Source organism: Flavobacterium piscinae (assembly GCF_004122145.1).
Lineage (GTDB): Bacteria > Bacteroidota > Bacteroidia > Flavobacteriales > Flavobacteriaceae > Flavobacterium > Flavobacterium piscinae.
The window spans coordinates 208929-226840 of sequence record NZ_SBKQ01000001.1 but is presented as its reverse complement, the minus strand read 5'-3'; the positions used below and the strand labels follow the sequence as shown (position 1 = coordinate 226840).

Sequence of the window (17912 nt, the reverse complement as noted above, 5' to 3'; positions counted from 1 at the left end):
ATTATGAATAGAAAGTTAAAGATAGTTTTAATATTATTTTCGATACTCTTAATTTCATGTAATCCATTCCATGAAAATAGAGTTTTAGAACACGAAAATGAGTTATTATTATTAATCTCAAAACTTGAAAAATATGAAAACGGAACTTTCAGCAGTGATGAAATTGATGAATTTATAATAGAAAATGTTAGAGATTTAGACATTGATTTTATTGTAAAAAATAGTGGGAAGAAAAATCCTGATTATTCAGGTTTTATAGAAGAAAGCGACAGTTTGATTATTTTCATTAAAAGATCTAAAAGTATCCTTGACAAAGAGAAACGAATAATTTATGATTTCAATAAAACCCCACGAAACTTTGGAAATGATACAATTACATTGGCAAATTATCGTATAATCCAATTAAACCATAGATGGTATTATTCTGAAGAAGGGTTTGATTAAAATACTTATGAATATTCAACAACTATATGATTATTGCTTAAGCAAAAAAGCCGTCACCGAACATTTCCCTTTCGATGAAGATACGTTAGTGTTTAAAGTGGGTGGGAAAATGTTCTGTTTAACTTCTTTAAAAGATTGGGAAAACGGAACACCTTCTTTAAATCTAAAATGTGATCCTGAAAGAGCCTTAGAACTTCGTGCGGAATATGACGCGATAACAGCAGGCTATCACATGAGTAAAGTGCATTGGAATACAGTTGCTTTTCATAGCGATGTGGATGATAAAATGATGCGGGAATTGATAAACCATTCCTATGAATTGGTTTTTAAAAGTTTGACGAAAAAGATGCAAAGTGATATTTTAAACCATTAAGGTATTAAGTTACATTAAGACAACACATCTTAATGTAACTTAATACCTTAATGGTTTTTAAAGATTATTGAATTCATAGATGTTTATTTCATCTAACTTATTCTATGTTTTTATAAAGATTTCTTCTGCTTCTCCACAAAACCATCCGCTTGCAATTCTAACAATTCAATCGCTCGTTTTTTCTTGTAATCATATAGCCCTTTATCTTCTCTGATATCAGCATAGACTTTATCGTAGATGGAAGCATCGGTTTGTTTTTGCAATTCGCTTTGGTATTTGTTTTGGGCTAATACATTTTTTACCGCCCACTCGCCTTCTTCTTGTTTAAAATCATATTCACCACGTGGTGATAGTAATTTGGCAATAATGGGTGATGTTTCAATTGCCAAAAAAAGTAACATGATAAAAAACGATGGCAACCAAGGTAATTTATCCAACGCATTGATGCGAGCCATTAAACCATCAAAACCATCGATGATGGGTTGGGTTTCGGCTACTTTTTTATCTAAATCAGTTTGAAGGGTTTTGCCTTTGGCTTCTAATTCGGCGATTTTGGTTTGATTGGTCGTTTTTAAAGCGGCTAATTCCTGCAAAGCTGCATCGTGCTTTTCTCGCTTTTCTTTGTAAACCGGCCCTTTTCCGAGTTTTTTTGTACCGGCAGTTCCTTCGGCTTCGGTGATGTAAACGGCATATAAATCATTGACTTCTTTTTCTTTTTTCAGGATGTCCGATTTTAAACTGTCGATTTGGGCTTTGTTTTGGTCTACATCGGTTTGGAAATAATTGGCGACTTGTTTTTTATTATTCAACGCCATTTCGTTTTTTTCTTTCAGCAAAACGGTATTGATTTCTTTTTCAAAAATTTTGATTTCCAATGGTTTTGAAATAACAATCGCAATAATAACTGCTAACACAATTCGGGGTGAAGCTTGAATGAATTCATCCAGAAAACTGTCTCTTTTTTTGATGGTGGAAACAATAAAACGGTCGAGGTTAAAGATGAGTAAACCCCAAACGAGTCCAAAAAACACAGCTATGTAAACGTTGTCAAAAACGGTGTAAAGTGCATAACTGCCGGCAATAAAAGCCATTACAGCCGTAAAGAAAACCGTGGCACCAATTCCGGCATATTTGTTTTGTTCGCCGTTGGAACAACTTTCGATGATTTGCTTGTCGGCACCCGAACAAAGCAGGAAGAATTTTTTAAGCATGAGGATTGATTTTGATTGATGATGATTGATTAGTAGAGAATTAACGGAAAATGTTTCAAATTGTTGTGGTTTAAATGATTTGTTTCAAGTTTCAAGTTTCAAGTTTCAGGTTTCAGGTTTCAAGTTGAAATGCTTTGATGGCACAAATTGCACCCGGGATGGCAGCGGAAAGCCCACAGAACGGGGGTTGTGTTTTTTGCGGGTTGGGCCGGCGACCAACGGAAGCCGAGCACAACCCGACAAAAAACCAACCAACGGACGAGGACTTGCAGCGAACAGCCCGAAATGGGGCCATAAAAAAACCGCTTACTCCACGGAATAAACGGTTATTTAATTTGCGAATTTGCGGTTGATTTATTTGCTCAACTCCACAAAATATTTGTAAAACAACGGAATAGTTTCGATTCCTTTGAGATAATTGAAGATTCCGAAATGCTCGTTGGGCGAATGGATAGCATCGCTGTCGAGACCGAATCCCATTAAGATGGTTTTGGATTTTAATTCTTTTTCGAACAGAGCGACAATCGGAATACTTCCACCGGAACGCACCGGAATGGCGGGAACTCCGAACGTTTCTGTATATGCTTTGTTTGCCGCTTGATAACCGATGCTATCGATTGGCGTAACGTAGCCTTGCCCTCCGTGATGCGGCGTAACTTTGACTTTGACCGATTTGGGTGCGATGCTTTCGAAGTGATTTTTGAATAATTCGGTGATTTCCTCCCAATCTTGGTTCGGCACTAATCGCATGGAAATTTTGGCGTACGCTTTGCTGGCGATCACGGTTTTGGCACCTTCTCCGGTATAGCCTCCCCAGATTCCGTTGACGTCTAATGTGGGTCGGATAGAGTTGCGTTCGTTGGTTACATATCCGGTTTCGCCATGAATGTCGGCGATATCGAGTGCTTTTTTGTAGTCGTCTAGTGAAAAAGGTGCTTTGGCCATTTCGGCTCTTTCTTCTGTTGAAAGTTCTTCCACTTTGTCATAAAAACCGGGAATGGTAATATGGTTATTTTCGTCGTGAAGTGAAGCAATCATTTTGGCTAGAATGTTGATGGGATTTGCTACTGCTCCGCCATACAATCCCGAATGTAAGTCACGATTGGGTCCGGTCACTTCCACTTCCACATAACTTAAACCACGTAAACCGGTGGTGATAGAAGGTTGTTGGTTGGAAATCATTCCGGTATCGGAAATTAAGATTACATCGTTGGCTAGTTTTTCTTGGTTGCGTTCTACAAACCAGCTTAGGCTTTTTGAACCCACTTCCTCCTCGCCTTCGATCATGAACTTGACGTTGCAAGGCAAACAATTGTTGGCTATCATGTATTCAAACGCTTTCACGTGCATGTACATTTGCCCTTTGTCGTCGCATGAACCACGAGCGAAAATGGCACCTTCCGGATGAATTTCGGTAGTTTTAATAACGGGTTCAAATGGAGGTGACGTCCATAATTCCATTGGATCGGGTGGTTGCACATCGTAATGTCCGTACACTAAAACGGTTGGCAAGTTTTTGTCGATGATTTTTTCTCCGTAAACGATGGGATAACCGGGTGTTTCACAAAGTTCTACAAAATCGCAACCGGCTTTTTCGAGGCTTATTTTAACCGCTTCTGCTGTATCGATAACATCTTGAGAATAAGCAGAATCGGCACTTACTGATGGTATTTTAAGTAATTCAACGAGCTCGTTAATGAATCGTTCTTTATTTTCTTGAACGTAGTTTTTTATGTTGTTCATGGTAAAAAGTAAAAATGATAAAGTTCAAAAATACAAAAAATAAAGGGCTAAAAAAATTCATCAATCATAATTTAAAGTTCAAATTAATTTCTATATTTGCACCCACTTATTGAAACAGCTACTGTTTGATTCGCCCGCGGGTATGGTGAAATTGGTAGACACGCCAGACTTAGGATCTGGTGCCGCAAGGTGTGTAGGTTCGAGTCCTATTACCCGCACTAAACCTCAACGAAAGTTGGGGTTTTTTTTGTGCTTATTTCATTTATTTATCAAACTACAACGTTTGCGAATTGCTTTTTTGTAAAAATAATGTTTCCCTAATTTAGATTTCTTTAAAAATACTTATCTTAGTTTATAAATATTCTAAATCAAATTTAAAAATCCATATGAAAAGAAATACTATCCTTTTCTGTTCTTTGTTTTTAATTTCATTTTCTTCAGTGTTTAGTCAAAATTTCGGAACATTTGCTTCAGCCGTTTGGTTAACCGATTGTACTACATCCAACTTTTTTAATACTACCGGAGAAGGTGCAAACTTAATTGGTCCGCCACAAAACGAATTTACCAATACCAATTTTGGTGTTTTTATTCAAAACTCCGGAACCTTTATTTTGCGTGGAGGTGAAGTAAAAACTTTCAAAAACAATAATGGAAACGCTTGCAGTGTTCGAATGAATTATCGTGTTTACTTGGAATCCGACACGCCCGGCAGTTTCAACACTATTGATTTTCCTTTTTTTAATGATTGTAACACGGCCATTAGTGAATTCCCTTCGGGTGGCCCTTGCGGGGAAGGTGATCAAAAATGGCAAAGAGTGATTGCTGACGGAACAACTACGCCTTTTAGCCCAGTTAACTTGACTGCTTTTGCACCGGGAAATTATGTATTAGAAGTTTTTTATGACGTGACCGGAGATTTGAATTCTTCTTCAGAATGTGATGATACTGTTTTTGTCAATAACAATGGAGATAATTTCAAAGCTTTCTTCACGATAAGAGCTAATCCGACCTTTACTCCCTCCAATCCAATTACTTGTTCAGGTACAGAAGGAACAATTACCATTGAAAATTTAAACCCAAATTCTTCTTATTCTTTTACCTATACAGATGATGGCTCAGCAATTGGACCAACTTCCATAACCGCCGACAATAATGGACAATTTGTAATTACGGGTCTAAATGCCGGTAATTATACTAATTTTAATTTTATCATAAACAATTGTTCCACTACAATAAACACTTTAATTACATTAAATGACCCAACGGTTAATCCACCCTCTTCCGGTGGAGATCAATCGGAATGTGAAGACAGTCCCATTCAAACATTGACTGCACAAGCCAACACAAATGATGGGTCAATCATTGTGTGGTATGATGCACCCGTTGATGGTACAATTGTTACTGACCCAACTTTATCAAGTGTTGGCACAATAGTATATTATGCGGAAACACTAAACACCACTTCAAACTGTATTAGTTCAACCAGAACTCCGGTAAGCTTAACCATTAATCCTGCACCAATAGCTCCAACAGGTGATGCTGTTCAAATAATTTGTAGTGATGCAGCCGTTATTTTTACTTTAGCCGATTTAGTTGTAAACGGTTCAAATTTGCAATGGTATGCAGATGCTGCTGCGACAATTGCATTGCCAATAAGCACTCCACTTGTAACTAATACGATTTATTATGTAACACAAACGGTAAACGGTTGTGAAAGCAATATATCTTTGGCAGTTACGGCTATTCTCAGTAATCAAATTTTGCCTGAAGTTACCGTTGTGCAACCAACATGTGCTACTCCAATTGGAAGTATTGAAGTAACTAGTCCAATTTCCTCAACTAACTTATATACTGATTTAATCATTTCTGAAATTACGGATGAGTCACTTGGTTCTTTAACGTATATAGAATTGTTCAACGGAACCGGAAATACCATTGATTTATCAAATTATCGTATTAAAGTATACAATAATGGAAACACCAACCCATCCTGTAATCTGTTACTCAGTGGTTTGATTAGTACAAATTCTGTGCGTATCATCTCGATTGGAAGTAATGGCAATCAAGGTGGAGTGGTGCCTGATTTGGTATTTGCGGGTTGTGGTGGAGTCAATATTGATGACAACATCCGCTTGACAACCGCTGCCGATGTTGAAATTGATGCATGGGGCAGAATAGATGGTGAAGCGTTTACGCCAAATAATGAACCCGGATATACTTATAGAAGACTAGCTTCTGCCACTGCTCCAAGCACAACTTGGAGCGAAGCCGATTGGGAAGTTATTGATCCGCAAGACTATACCAATGTTGGGGAATTTATCGATGTATCTTCGTCGTTGTATGAATATAGTATTGATAACGGTATTTCATTTCAAACCAATCCGTTTTTCGGAGATTTAGAACCCGGAATTTATACTGTTGTTGTACGAGAAATAGTAACCGGATGTTTTAGTCAGTCACTTGAAGTAACTTTAAGCAAACCCAATGATGAAGCTGTTCCTGTATTTAATTTTGGCACAACCCTATCGATTTGTATCAATCAACCAGTACCAAGTTTACCCAATTCTGACAACAATGGCATAACGGGAACTTGGAATCCTTCTACGATTGATAACACACAGTCCGGAAGCTATACTTTTACCCCCGATGAAAATCAATGTGCTACTGTATTGATTTTAACCATTACGGTAAACAACTTTCCAACCCCTGTTTTCGATTTTGGAAATATCCTTACTTTATGTTCCGGTGATGAAGTGCCTGTCTTACCCGACGAAGATAACAACGGGATCAATGGTTTTTGGGAGCCTGCTACGATTGATAATGAAGTAGGAAATACGTATGTTTTTACAGTCAACAATTCTGAATGTGCCTCAAATTTTACTTTAACAGTTGTTGTAAATGAATTAGTCACACCCGTTTTCAATTTTGGAAACACTATAACCATTTGTTCGGGCGAAGCTGTTCCTAATCTTCCAACCCAAGATAACAATGGTGTGAATGGTATTTGGACACCTGCTTTCATTGACAACACACAAACAGCAAATTATACGTTTGAACCTTCCGATACTTGTGCAGAGAATTTTACTTTATCTGTCGCTATTTCGCCGCAAGTAACTCCGGTTTTTTCTTTCGGAAATGAATTAACTTTCTGTTCCGGTGAAACAGTTCCTAGTCTTCCAACCCAAGATGACAATGGTGTAAATGGTATTTGGACACCGGCTTCCATTGACAACACACAAACAGCAAATTATACGTTTGAACCTTCCGATGCTTGTGCAGAGAATTTTACTTTATCTGTCGCTATTTCGCCGCAAGTAACTCCGGTTTTTTCTTTCGGAAATGAATTAACTTTCTGTTCGGGCGAAACAGTTCCAAGTCTTCCAACCCAAGATGACAATGGTGTAAATGGTATTTGGACACCAGCTTCCATTGACAACACACAAACAGCAAATTATACATTTGAACCTTCGGATGCTTGTGCGGAAAGTTTTATATTAAATGTAATTGTTACTGAACCGATTACACCTTCTTTTTCACTTCCATCTTCCGTTTGTTTTAATAGTAATGCTGTAATATTGCCAACTGAATCTGATAACGGAATCATCGGAACTTGGATTCCATCAACAATTAATTCTACCAACGATACACTCTACACTTTTACGCCTTCCAGTACAACTTGTGCTACTGGTTTTTCAACTACAATTGCTGTATTACCAGCATTTTCGATAGGGATTATTGACCAATGCGAAAACAATCAATTCACTATTGGAGTAGAACTTAATGACGACACCAATGTGATTATAACAGATTACACTTGGACGAATGAAAATGGTACAATTGTAGGAGCCAATTCATCCACCTTTAATGTAACCGAATACATCCGAAGCACACCTCAAACCGAAACTTTTCCATTGGTCTTTACAGTAAGAGCCACCTCAATTGATGGTTGTTTTACAGAAGAAAATATCAGTATTCCATCTATATTTTGTGGCATTCAAAAAGGGATTTCGCCTAATGGTGATAATTTAAATGACTTTTTCGATTTAGCCTTATTGGATGTAGAAAGACTTTCCATCTTTAATCGTTATGGAAGAAAAGTGTTTGGGTTAAATAATTACACCAATCAATGGTATGGTCAAACCGATGATGGCAAAGCGTTACCTTCTGCCACTTATTATTACGTTATAGAATTCAGAAATGGCGAATCTAAGAGCGGTTGGATTTATATCATGAGGGAAGAAAGCAGATAAAAAGATGAATTTCAATTTTAAAGCCAATCATTGATTTTGATTGGCTTTTTTATTAAAAATAAGTTAATCTAAAAACCCTCCCGTCAAAAAATTATTACTTTGGCTTCCTTAATTAAGTTACCAATGAAAAATAAAATTTTAGCCGTCTTGCTTATGGGAATTTCTACCACTCAAATGGAAGCACAAGAACTCAAAACAACGTTTTCCTCAAATCCTTTTTTTAATTCGTATAACACGCCGTTTCAAGTTCCACCTTTTCATTTAATAAAGAACGAACATTTTAAACCGGCCTTTAAAGAAGGTATAAAAAAGCAAGATGCCGAAATAAAGGCGATTGTAAATAACAAAAGTGTTCCAACGTTTGAAAACACTATTTTGGCCTTAGAAAATTCAGGTGAATTATTATCCAATGTGTCCACCGTTTTTTATAATTTGAATTCGGCCAATACCAATGATGAAATTCAAAAAATAGCCACCGAAATTGCTCCTTCGATTTCGGCTCACCGGGATAATATCAATCTTAATGACAAATTGTTTACCCGAGTAAAAACCGTTTGGGAACAAAAAGACAAACTTAAATTAAACCCTGAGCAACATAAACTTTTAGAGAAAACTTACAAAGGATTTGTAAGAAGTGGTGCGAATTTAAATGAAAAAGACAAGCAACGTCTTCGCGAATTAAACAGTGAAATGGCTGTTTTGACTTTAAAATTTGGTCAAAATATACTAGCTGAAACGAATAATTATGAATTAGTTATCAATGATAAAGAAGATTTAGTTGGTCTCCCAGATGACTTAATTGCAGCTGCTGCTGAAACAGCTAAAGCAAAAGGAAAACCGGGCAAATGGGTATTCACTCTATCTAATTCAAGCGTGATGCCTTTCCTTCAATATTCCTCTAATCGAAAATTGAGAGAACAAATTTGGACAGCCTACAAAAACCGTTGTAACAACGGCAATGAATTTGATAACAATTCCAATGCCATTCGTTTGGCTTCTTTGCGAGCTGAAAAAGCAAAATTATTAGGTTATACAACCCATGCTCACTATGTTTTGGAAGAAAGTATGGCAAAAACACCTGAAAAAGTAATGGCGTTTTTAGATGAACTTTGGGAACCGGCATTAGCGAAAGCCAAAAAGGAAGAAACCGAAATTAAGGAAATGATGATGGCCGAAGGAATAAAAGGAGAAGTTCAACCTTATGATTGGCGGTATTATAGCGAAAAAATCAGAAAACAAAAGTTTGATTTAGATGAAAATGAATTAAAACCTTATTTTAGTTTAAACGCTGTCACCCAAGGTGTTTTTATGGTCTGTGAAAAATTATATGGTTTACAATTTAAAGAATTAAAAGATATTCCAACCTATCATAACGAAGCTACCGTTTGGGAAGTAACTGAAAAAAACGGAGATCGTATTGGGATTTTATATATGGATTTTTATCCGAGAGATTCAAAACGGGGTGGAGCTTGGATGACCTCCTATCGCCCGCAATCAACAGACAATGGTAAACGGATTCCACCCGTCATTTCGATTGTGTGTAATTTTTCTAAACCAACTGAAAACACACCGGCTTTGTTCACTTTTGATGAAGTTACTACCTATTTTCATGAATTCGGACATGCCTTACACGGCTTATTATCTAATGTTACCTATAAAAGCCTTGCCGGAACAAATGTACCACGTGATTTTGTGGAACTACCTTCTCAAGTGATGGAAAATTGGGCAGCAGACCCGGAGGTTTTAAAAATGTATGCCAAACATTATAAAACAGGACATGTGATTCCTGATACTTTAATTCAAAAGTTAGAAAATGCAGGTACTTATGGACAAGGATTTGCTACCGTTGAATATTTAGCTTCTGCTTTTTTAGATATGGATTTTCATATTTCGGAAGGAACAATTTCCGGTACTGCAAATGATTTTGAATTGAATTCAATGAAAAATATAGGATTAATCAATTCCATTATCCCTAGACATAGAGCTACTTATTTCAGTCATGTTTTCTCAGGAGGCTACTCTGCCGGATATTATAGTTATATCTGGTCAGGTGTTTTAGATACAGACGCTTTTGATCAATTCAAAAAAACCTCCTTGTTTGATGCAGAAAAAGCAAATTCATTTCGAAAAAACATCTTAGAAAGAGGTGGTACAGAAGAACCAATGGATTTATATAAAAAATTCAGAGGAGCAGAACCAAGTATCGAACCATTATTGAAAAAACGCGGCTTAGATAAAAAATCAAAGTAAATAAATAGGTTAATTTAATTCAAGTAAAAATCCCGAACTGATATTCAACTCGGGATTTTTTATTTTTTAACCGTGGTAAACTCTTGAAAGAATAATTTTAGCGTCTCTAATTTCTAATACTTCGGCTACCAACATCTCTTCTTCATTTTCTACAGAACGCACATATTCCATAAATACTCGATCAGAATTGGCTGTTAATGAAGTTACTTTGTAATGTAATGTTGGCAATCGATCAAAAGCGTCTTTCCACCATTCTCGCATGGCTTCTTTGCCAATGACTAGACCGTTTGTTTCCGGTTTTCTGATTTTTAACTTCGGACTGAAATGTTGTGCCTGGTCATCATAAAGTGACAACAATTGCTCCAAGTTATGTTGATTGAAAGCGTCAAACCATTTGTAAGCAATAGATAAATTTACTTCGGTACTCATTAAAAAATCTTTAAATTAATGATTTCTTGTTCGGTTAAAAATCGCCAATTGCCTCGTGGTAAATTCTTTTTGGTTAATCCGGCGAAAGCCACACGATCAACTTTTAAAACATTATACCCAAATTTTTCAAAAATGGAGCGAACCACTTTTACATTGGCAGTTCTTAATTTGATTCCTATTTCCGTTTTGGGTTGCTCTTCAATGTAACTGATTTCGTCTACATACAATCGGTGTTCATCAAATGTAACACCTCCCGCTATTTTTTCTAAATCTTCAAATTTTAGATTTTTATCTAACGAAACTTGGTAAATCTTAGTTGATTTTTGATTCGGCAAACTAAATTTTCGAATCATATCCGTATCATTGGTAAAAAGCAACAAGCCGGTTGTGTTCTTATCCATTCTGCCAACGGGTTGTAATTTAGTTGGCGTTGCGTTTTTAATCAACTCATAGACATTTCGCATATCGCGTTCATCATCAACAGAGGTGGTGAAGTTCTTAGGTTTATTCAACAAAACATATTCTTTTTTCTCCGGAGTAATATTTGCTCCATCAAAATTAACTACATCGCCAGGTTTTACTTTGTAACCCATTTCAGTAATCACTTCGCCATTCACTTTTACATTTCCGGATTGAATGTAGATATCCGCATCTCGACGTGAACAAGCACCGGAGTTGGCAATATATTTATTCAAACGAATATCGTCAGATTTCACTTTTGGCTTAGCCGGGGCTACATCTGGACTGGAAGTGGCCTTTTTTGGTTTTTGCGAACGCTTCGCCATAGCCGGTTTTGGTTTACTAAAACCGCTCGGTTTTCCTTTTGTATTTTTGTTGGAAGTTGATTTTCTGCTGCTTCCGTCTTTTTTATTCATCGTTAAAATTTTTGCAAAGATACGGAATTGGAAATTGGTAACGGAATACGAATTTGGAATAAATATCCAACACTTCTCTCCCGTGAATCAGTACGGAAGGTTTGATTAAAACAATGCACAAAACTCCGGCTACAATAATGAATTTGAGAATGTTATGTAAAAGTAGATAATTCTCTTTAGAAGTGGATTTCCACAATTTAGCCAAAAAGAAAATCAAAACGATAAAGCTAAGATAAAAGTAGCTATCCATGTAGCCCACATCATACATTTCAATAAGTATATAAACCGGAATCACGGTACATAAGACCAAAAAAGTAATGATTTTTTTGGAAAAATTCTCACCCAATATCACTGGAATGGTTCGGTAATTTTGAACTAAATCGCCTTTAATGTTTTCTAAATCTTTGATCATTTCACGAATTAAAATCAATAGAAATAGGAATGAAGCGTGTGCAAAAATGACATAGTACTTTTCATTATTCAAATTTTGAAGGATGGCATCAATTTTTTGATAATACAAAAGGATGGCAAAAAAAGGTAAAACCGCTAACAAAGCCGCTGTAACATTTCCAACAATCGGATACTTTTTTATTTTATGGGAATAAAACCAAATCAAAAAAATATAAACTGAAAAAAATAAAACAGCTCGCCAAGAAACCAAAGTAGCAATCAGGAATACAAAAAAATTTAGTCCGAAATAAACTTGCAGTTTCGTTTTTTGAGAGACCAAACGATCCAACATCGTCTTATTGGGCTTGTTGATTAAATCCTTTTGACTGTCGTAAAAACTATTGATGATATAACCTGATGCGATGGATAACGAAGAAGCCAATACGATGATAAACATATTGAAATCCAACACCACGTCTAAAGCTCGCTTTTCTGCCAAAATAAAGATGGCAGAAAGGTATTGAGCCAAAATAATAATCGGAATATTGTACCCTCTGACCACAGAAAATAAACTGATGATTTTCATCAATATCAATTTATTTTTTCTGGATAAAGTCATACTGAAGTGTTTAAATCAATATTAAAATTGATAAACCACTTCTAATTTATAGTCTTTCAAAGAAGCTTTGGCTTTTTCTAAATCTTGAGTAAATCCTAAAATATAACCACCACCACCGGAACCACACAACTTTAAATAGTAATCATTGGTATCGATTCCTTTTTGCCAAACTTGATGAAATTGTTCAGGAATCATGGGTTTAAAGTTATTCAATACCACTTTAGATAATTTCTTAGTGTTACTGAAAAGTGACTTCACGTCGCCTTGTAAAAAGTTTTCCACACAAGCATCGGTATATTTCACGAATTGATTTTTCAACATGGTTCGGAAACCTTGGTCTTTCAAATTTTCCATGAAAATATTGACCATTGGTGCTGTTTCACCAACAATTCCTGAATCCAATAAAAAGACAGCCCCTTTTCCGTTCGTGGCTTGTGATGGAATGCCGGTTGGCTCGATATTGTCTTTCGAATTAATTAAAATGGGTAAACTTAAGTAGCTATTCAATGGGTCTAACCCGGAACTTTTTCCATGGAAAAATGATTCCATTTGAGAGAAAATAGTTTTTAATTGCAATAATTTCTCACGAGTTAAATTTTCTAAAACCGTGATTTTATGGTTGGCGTATTTATCATAAATAGCAGCCACTAAAGCTCCACTACTTCCTACGCCATAGCCTTGCGGAATAGAGGAATCAAAATACATTCCTCTTTCAATATCTTGATGTAAAACTTCCAAATTGAATGTTACTAAATCCGGTTGCTCGTTTTGCAATTGAGCTAAATAAACCGCAAATCGCTTTAAACTTTCATTGGATTTTACCGCTTCGGGTGACGGATTTTCACTCACTTTCAACGCTCCGTTATAAAAATTATACGGTATCGAAAGTCCTTTGGAATCTTTAATGATTCCGTATTCTCCGAAAAGAAGAATTTTTGAGTAAAAAAGTGGTCCTTTCATGAGCTCTATTTTATTTTTTTTATTTTTTCAGGATTCATACGAGTGTCAAATAATGCAAGCACTCTGATTTCCTTACTGTTAAATCGATAATATAAAGTAGTTTGCTTTGAAACTACACAACGGTATTGATTTTTATTTATTCCCGATTTTGGAAAACTTTCGGGATTATCACGAATTGTATCAATTGTTTTAGCCAATTTATCTGCAAATTCCTCTTTAATTCTTACAGACCATTTTGCTTCTAAATATTCGAAAATCCGAGTAGCATTTGATTTAGCTCTGTTAGAGATTATTACTTTTCGCACTTCGATGCTCTTTGATAAATTCGTAAAAATCTACATATTCACCTCGTTCAATTTCTTTTTCACCTTCTTCAATTTCATCTCTCTGCTCTTGTGTCAATTCTTCCCAAAAATCTTTCTTTTGAGAGGTAAAAACATTTTTAATTGCATTAATGATAGAAACATCGTTGGTTTCTGTCAACAATTTAATTAATTTTTGTTTTTCTAATTGAATATCCATTACAAAATTTTTATAAAGATACTAATTTTTCTATTCCAAACACATTGCACCCTTTCCAATTTCGTCACAAATATACTGTTCGTTTTGACAATGTACAACTAATTCATTCTTAATAAATTGCAAAACTTCTACGCTAACGTTTTCGGGATAAAGGACATGCACGTTTGCTCCGGCATCCAATGTAAAGCAAACCGGAATGGAAGTTGCTTCTCTAAATTTCCAAATTTTATTGATGATTTCCAACGTATTGGGTTTCATCAAAATAAAATACGGCATCGATGTCATCATCATAGCGTGTAGCGTTAATGCCTCACTTTCAACAAGATTCACAAATTCATTCAAATCGCCATTGGCTAAAATGGTTTTGATTTTGGACAAATTATTATGAGCTTGTTCAAATCGCTTTTCGGCAAAAGGATGACCATTCATCAAATCGTGACCTAAGGTACTGGACACTTGTTTTTCGCCTTTATCAACTAACAAAATGGTGTCTTGATAGTTTTTAAAATTGGAATGCAACATTGAAAATTCAACCCCAAACAAATCAGAGCTGTTTTTTGTTTCCTGATGATTTCCCCAAATGACTACTTCGCCTTTTACACTTCTACAAGCACTCCCGGAACCTAAACGTGCTAAAAAAGAAGCCTTTTGATTAAAGTATTCGTCGGTCATTCCCGAGTTTAAAAGTTTTTCCAAACTCATAAAATTAACCGCCAAGGCCGCCATCCCGGAGGCAGAAGATGCAATTCCTGAACTATGTGGAAAAGTATTCTGCGTATCAATCGTAAAATGATAGTCTTTTAAAAAAGGCAAATATACTTCCACTCGTTCCAAAAATTTTTGAATTTTCGGTCGGAACGATTCTTTCGGTTTTCCTTCAAATAATAAATCGAAAGAAAAATTTTCTCTTTTTTCAATTTTAGAAAAAGATAAACTTGTTATGGTTTTACAATTTTTCAACGTAAAACTAATGGATGGATTGGCCGGAATTTGATTTTCCTTTTTTCCCCAATATTTCACTAAGGCGATATTGCTGGGTGCTGACCATTGAAATCTACCTTTTTCAACTGTTTGTGAATACTCTTTCGGAATAAAATCTGAAGGCGTTTGCATGCAATTTATTTTTGGCAAAGATACAGATTTTGTATCATGCAGACTTTTTTTGAAGACGGTTTTGTTATACTTTTGAATAAAAATTCACCATGTCAAAATCTCTCAAAATTGTAATTGCAGTTATTATTTGTTTAGCGATTGGTTATGGATCAGGAATAGCTACTCAATCCTCAATAACCACCTGGTATCCAACTTTAAATAAACCCTTTTTCAATCCGCCAAATTGGCTATTTGCTCCGGTTTGGACAATTTTATATGTGATGATGGGCGTAAGTGCCGGATTAGTTTGGAGCAAAATGGAAGTTATTCCTCTTTTAGTAAAAAAAGCACTTTGGGTTTTTGCCATTCAATTGATTTTAAATGCGTTGTGGAGTTTTTTGTTTTTTGGAATGTGCAATCCGTTTTTGGCTTTCATTGAAATTTTATTGCTTTGGTTGATGATTTTGGAAACGGTTAAGCTTTTCAAACCAATTGATCCTTTGGCCAATAAATTATTGATTCCCTATTTACTTTGGGTAAGTTTTGCGACGCTTTTAAATGGTGCTATTTGGTGGTTGAATAGTTAAACTTTTATACTTCCAAAACACTTTCAATCTCCATAACTTCACCGGATTGTAAATTGCCTAAATGAAAATTTCCAATTCGAACTCGAACTAATCTTAATGTAGGAAATCCAACTGCAGAAGTCATTTTTCGCACTTGGCGAAATTTTCCTTCTGTCAAAGTAATAGAAACCCAAGAAGTGGGTCCGTGACGCTCATCGCGAATTTTTTGGGAACGTGTCGGAAAATTAGGATTTTCAATTAACTTGGCTTTGCATTTTTTGGTTTTATATTTTGTTCCTTTAAAACCAATTAAAACACCGTTTTGTAATTGCTCAACGGCTTCTTGAGTTATAATGCCATCAACTTGAGCATAATATTCTTTTTCTACTTTTTTGCTTCGCACTATTTCACTCATCATTCCGTCTGTAGTTAGAATGATTAACCCTTCAGAATCTTCATCCAAACGTCCAATTGCCATGGTTCCCAGGGGAAAATCGTGCAATTCTCCCAACAACTTTTTGGTGCGTTTCAATTCATAAACAAACTGACTGAGGTAGCCGTAGGGTTTGTGGAGTAAGAAGTGACGGTGGTTTGACATTTTTTTAAGAGTGTTCAGTTTTCAGTCGCGGCTGGCAGTCTCAGTTCTCAGTCTCAGTTTTCAAATAACAATAGAGAACTCTAATTTTCAAAATTGGTTTTAAATTTTCTTATAAATATAACTAAACAGCAATATTTGCAACTTTGCATCTCTGCGTCTCTGCGAGAAAACAATTTATCTTACGCAAAGCCGCAAAATTTATAATTAGGGAGAAAACAGAAAATCGTATAAAGCAAAAAAGCCATTCACCAAAAGGTGAAAAGCTTTTCATTGGTCTAACTACTAAACCAGGACTTCCTTTCGGTCGTCCAAAACAACACAACTATTTTCAATGCTTTTTTGGGCAAAAAAGCACTTTGTTACCAAAGTGCTTTTAAAAATTTTCCCAATTTTAGCGGTCTGGACGGGACTCGAACCCGCGACCCCATGCGTGACAGGCATGTATTCTAACCAACTGAACTACCAAACCTTCGCTTTATTGCGGTTGCAAATATACAACGTATTTCTATATCTGCAAGTGTTTTTTTTACTTTTTTTGGACATTCCTTACAGTAGTTATCCAAACATTTGTTTTTCAACCAAATATGTCGTGAGAATTTTTTCAAAATTGGCTCCAACGTTGACCGGAACATATTTTATTTTGTTTTGAGCACACGTCATGGCAACTTTTTTAAAGTAAGCATCTATGTTTTTTTCGTAAACTTCTTTGATGTTTTCGGCAAATAAATTGACAGTTTCACCCGATTCTACATCAATAAATTTACGAGGAGCATTATCAAAATCGAAATGTAACTCTCTTTTTTCATCTACCACATGAAATAAAACGACTTTGTGTTTGTTGTGTTTTAAATGTTGAAGGGCATTGAATAACTTATCTTCTTCCCCATTTTGAAACATATCCGTAAACAAAATAATCATCGAACGACGGTGCATTTTTTCCGCAATTTGATGTAAAAAAGTGACTGTTTCGGTTGGTTTGGCTACTTTAGGATTTTCCAACAAATCTTCTAAATTGTTTAAAATCATTCGATGATGACGGTCGCTTCCTTTTTCGGGAGCATAATATTCATACGTGTCCGAAAAAACACTTAACCCTACTGCATCGCGTTGTTTTTTAAGTAAATTCATCAAAACTGCAGAAGCTAAAACCGAAAAACCAATTTTACTTTCATAAAACGGCTGTCCCGATTCCAATTGAGGAAAATGCATGGAAGAGGAATTATCAATAATCAAATGACATCGCAAATTGGTCTCTTCTTCGTATCGTTTGGTATACAATCTATCGGTTTTGGCAAATAATTTCCAATCGATGTGTTTGGTGCTTTCGCCCTTATTATACACTTTATGTTCAGCAAATTCAGCTGAAAATCCATGAAATGGCGATTTATGCATCCCTGAAATAAAGCCTTCCACCACTTGATTGGCCAATAATTCTAAATGCTTAAACCCGGAAATTATCTCTTTTTGTTGTTCAATCATCATCTTTCAAAGGTAAATTGAAAAATTGAAAGGCAAATGATTTTAAAAGTAATTTTAACATAAAAAAGGTTCAATCAAATTGATTGAACCTAAAAAACTAAACACATTCCA

At 35.6% G+C, this 17912-nt stretch carries 16 protein-coding genes and 2 tRNA genes; 6 read left to right on the top strand and 12 right to left on the bottom strand.

The features are described 5' to 3' along the window. The first annotated feature begins 3 nt into the window (after positions 1-3). Together EQG68_RS00900 and EQG68_RS00895 are read left to right on the top strand one after the other, a co-directional pair. Positions 4-444 carry a hypothetical protein gene (locus EQG68_RS00900; RefSeq protein ID WP_129462908.1) on the top strand — a complete coding sequence of 147 codons (441 nt, stop codon included), beginning with the start codon at positions 4-6 and terminating at the stop codon, positions 442-444. A gap of 7 nt (positions 445-451) precedes the next feature. After that, on the top strand, positions 452-817 hold the full coding sequence (locus EQG68_RS00895; RefSeq protein WP_129462907.1) for an MmcQ/YjbR family DNA-binding protein: 366 nt from the start codon (positions 452-454) through the stop codon (positions 815-817). A gap of 110 nt (positions 818-927) precedes the next feature. On the opposite strand, the gene EQG68_RS00890 is transcribed toward EQG68_RS00895, so the two are convergent. Next, the gene (locus EQG68_RS00890; RefSeq protein ID WP_129462906.1) at positions 928-2028 is read right to left on the bottom strand and encodes a DUF4407 domain-containing protein; all 1101 of its coding nucleotides are present in this window, start codon (positions 2026-2028) and stop codon (positions 928-930) included. A gap of 354 nt (positions 2029-2382) precedes the next feature. After that, the gene (locus EQG68_RS00885; RefSeq protein WP_129462905.1) at positions 2383-3771 is read right to left on the bottom strand and encodes a dipeptidase; all 1389 of its coding nucleotides are present in this window, start codon (positions 3769-3771) and stop codon (positions 2383-2385) included. Positions 3772-3907: 136 nt separating this feature from the next. On the opposite strand from EQG68_RS00885, the gene EQG68_RS00880 reads away from it, so the two are divergent. The 3 genes from EQG68_RS00880 (at position 3908) to EQG68_RS00870 (ending at position 10271) form a co-directional block, all read left to right on the top strand. Continuing rightward, positions 3908-3989: transfer RNA gene (locus tag EQG68_RS00880), tRNA-Leu, on the top strand. 168 nt (positions 3990-4157) lie between these two features. After that, the gene (locus EQG68_RS00875) at positions 4158-8021 is read left to right on the top strand and encodes a T9SS type B sorting domain-containing protein (RefSeq protein ID WP_129462904.1); all 3864 of its coding nucleotides are present in this window, start codon (positions 4158-4160) and stop codon (positions 8019-8021) included. 123 nt (positions 8022-8144) lie between these two features. Beyond that, positions 8145-10271: a M3 family metallopeptidase gene (locus tag EQG68_RS00870; protein ID WP_129462903.1), complete on the top strand. Its 2127-nt coding sequence runs from the start codon at positions 8145-8147 to the stop codon at positions 10269-10271. Between the two features lie 66 nt (positions 10272-10337). Here the strand turns inward: EQG68_RS00870 and EQG68_RS00865 are convergent, their stop codons facing one another. The 7 genes from EQG68_RS00865 to mvaD are packed head-to-tail and all read right to left on the bottom strand — an operon-like array spanning position 10338 to position 15179. Then, positions 10338-10700 carry a nuclear transport factor 2 family protein gene (locus EQG68_RS00865; protein ID WP_129462902.1) on the bottom strand — a complete coding sequence of 121 codons (363 nt, stop codon included), beginning with the start codon at positions 10698-10700 and terminating at the stop codon, positions 10338-10340. After that, positions 10700-11575: a pseudouridine synthase gene (locus EQG68_RS00860; RefSeq protein ID WP_129462901.1), complete on the bottom strand. Its 876-nt coding sequence runs from the start codon at positions 11573-11575 to the stop codon at positions 10700-10702. Before EQG68_RS00860 ends, EQG68_RS00865 begins: the two co-directional genes overlap by 1 nt. Then, positions 11568-12551, bottom strand: coding sequence for a geranylgeranylglycerol-phosphate geranylgeranyltransferase (locus EQG68_RS00855; protein ID WP_246011588.1), 984 nt, complete (start codon positions 12549-12551; stop codon positions 11568-11570). Before EQG68_RS00855 ends, EQG68_RS00860 begins: the two co-directional genes overlap by 8 nt. A 54-nt stretch (positions 12552-12605) precedes the next feature. Further along, a complete protein-coding gene (locus EQG68_RS00850; protein WP_129462899.1) occupies positions 12606-13544 on the bottom strand; it encodes a mevalonate kinase family protein in 939 nt (312 codons plus the stop codon). A gap of 5 nt (positions 13545-13549) precedes the next feature. Next, positions 13550-13849: a type II toxin-antitoxin system RelE/ParE family toxin gene (locus tag EQG68_RS00845; RefSeq protein ID WP_129462898.1), complete on the bottom strand. Its 300-nt coding sequence runs from the start codon at positions 13847-13849 to the stop codon at positions 13550-13552. After that, positions 13827-14066 (bottom strand): hypothetical protein, encoded by a 240-nt coding sequence (locus tag EQG68_RS00840; RefSeq protein ID WP_129462897.1) that lies wholly within the window; start codon positions 14064-14066, stop codon positions 13827-13829. Before EQG68_RS00840 ends, EQG68_RS00845 begins: the two co-directional genes overlap by 23 nt. Before the next feature lie 30 nt (positions 14067-14096). Then, on the bottom strand, positions 14097-15179 hold the full coding sequence (gene mvaD / locus EQG68_RS00835; RefSeq protein WP_129462896.1) for a diphosphomevalonate decarboxylase: 1083 nt from the start codon (positions 15177-15179) through the stop codon (positions 14097-14099). An 89-nt stretch (positions 15180-15268) separates the two neighbouring features. Between mvaD and EQG68_RS00830 the strand changes: the two genes are divergently transcribed. Further along, positions 15269-15745 (top strand): TspO/MBR family protein, encoded by a 477-nt coding sequence (locus EQG68_RS00830; RefSeq protein WP_129462895.1) that lies wholly within the window; start codon positions 15269-15271, stop codon positions 15743-15745. 4 nt (positions 15746-15749) lie between these two features. On the opposite strand, the gene EQG68_RS00825 is transcribed toward EQG68_RS00830, so the two are convergent. From EQG68_RS00825 to EQG68_RS00815, 3 genes are all read right to left on the bottom strand, one after another. Then, complete coding sequence (locus EQG68_RS00825) at positions 15750-16322, bottom strand: pseudouridine synthase (protein ID WP_129462894.1); 573 nt, start codon at positions 16320-16322, stop codon at positions 15750-15752. Between the two features lie 395 nt (positions 16323-16717). Beyond that, positions 16718-16791 (bottom strand) — tRNA-Asp (locus EQG68_RS00820). 86 nt (positions 16792-16877) lie between these two features. After that, on the bottom strand, positions 16878-17804 hold the full coding sequence (locus EQG68_RS00815) for a DUF58 domain-containing protein (protein WP_129462893.1): 927 nt from the start codon (positions 17802-17804) through the stop codon (positions 16878-16880). Between the last annotated feature and the right edge of the window lie 108 nt (positions 17805-17912).

Coding starts and splice junctions, on each gene's coding strand:
- EQG68_RS00865 (WP_129462902.1), bottom strand. CDS start 10,700: ATGAGTACCGAAGTAAATTTATCTATTGCTTACAAATGGTTTGACGCT.
- EQG68_RS00830 (WP_129462895.1), top strand. CDS start 15,269: ATGTCAAAATCTCTCAAAATTGTAATTGCAGTTATTATTTGTTTAGCG.
- EQG68_RS00900 (WP_129462908.1), top strand. CDS start 4: ATGAATAGAAAGTTAAAGATAGTTTTAATATTATTTTCGATACTCTTA.
- EQG68_RS00875 (WP_129462904.1), top strand. CDS start 4,158: ATGAAAAGAAATACTATCCTTTTCTGTTCTTTGTTTTTAATTTCATTT.
- EQG68_RS00860 (WP_129462901.1), bottom strand. CDS start 11,575: ATGAATAAAAAAGACGGAAGCAGCAGAAAATCAACTTCCAACAAAAAT.
- EQG68_RS00840 (WP_129462897.1), bottom strand. CDS start 14,066: ATGGATATTCAATTAGAAAAACAAAAATTAATTAAATTGTTGACAGAA.
- EQG68_RS00895 (WP_129462907.1), top strand. CDS start 452: ATGAATATTCAACAACTATATGATTATTGCTTAAGCAAAAAAGCCGTC.
- EQG68_RS00825 (WP_129462894.1), bottom strand. CDS start 16,322: ATGTCAAACCACCGTCACTTCTTACTCCACAAACCCTACGGCTACCTC.
- EQG68_RS00850 (WP_129462899.1), bottom strand. CDS start 13,544: ATGAAAGGACCACTTTTTTACTCAAAAATTCTTCTTTTCGGAGAATAC.
- EQG68_RS00885 (WP_129462905.1), bottom strand. CDS start 3,771: ATGAACAACATAAAAAACTACGTTCAAGAAAATAAAGAACGATTCATT.
- EQG68_RS00815 (WP_129462893.1), bottom strand. CDS start 17,804: ATGATGATTGAACAACAAAAAGAGATAATTTCCGGGTTTAAGCATTTA.
- EQG68_RS00890 (WP_129462906.1), bottom strand. CDS start 2,028: ATGCTTAAAAAATTCTTCCTGCTTTGTTCGGGTGCCGACAAGCAAATC.
- mvaD (WP_129462896.1), bottom strand. CDS start 15,179: ATGCAAACGCCTTCAGATTTTATTCCGAAAGAGTATTCACAAACAGTT.
- EQG68_RS00855 (WP_246011588.1), bottom strand. CDS start 12,551: ATGAAAATCATCAGTTTATTTTCTGTGGTCAGAGGGTACAATATTCCG.
- EQG68_RS00870 (WP_129462903.1), top strand. CDS start 8,145: ATGAAAAATAAAATTTTAGCCGTCTTGCTTATGGGAATTTCTACCACT.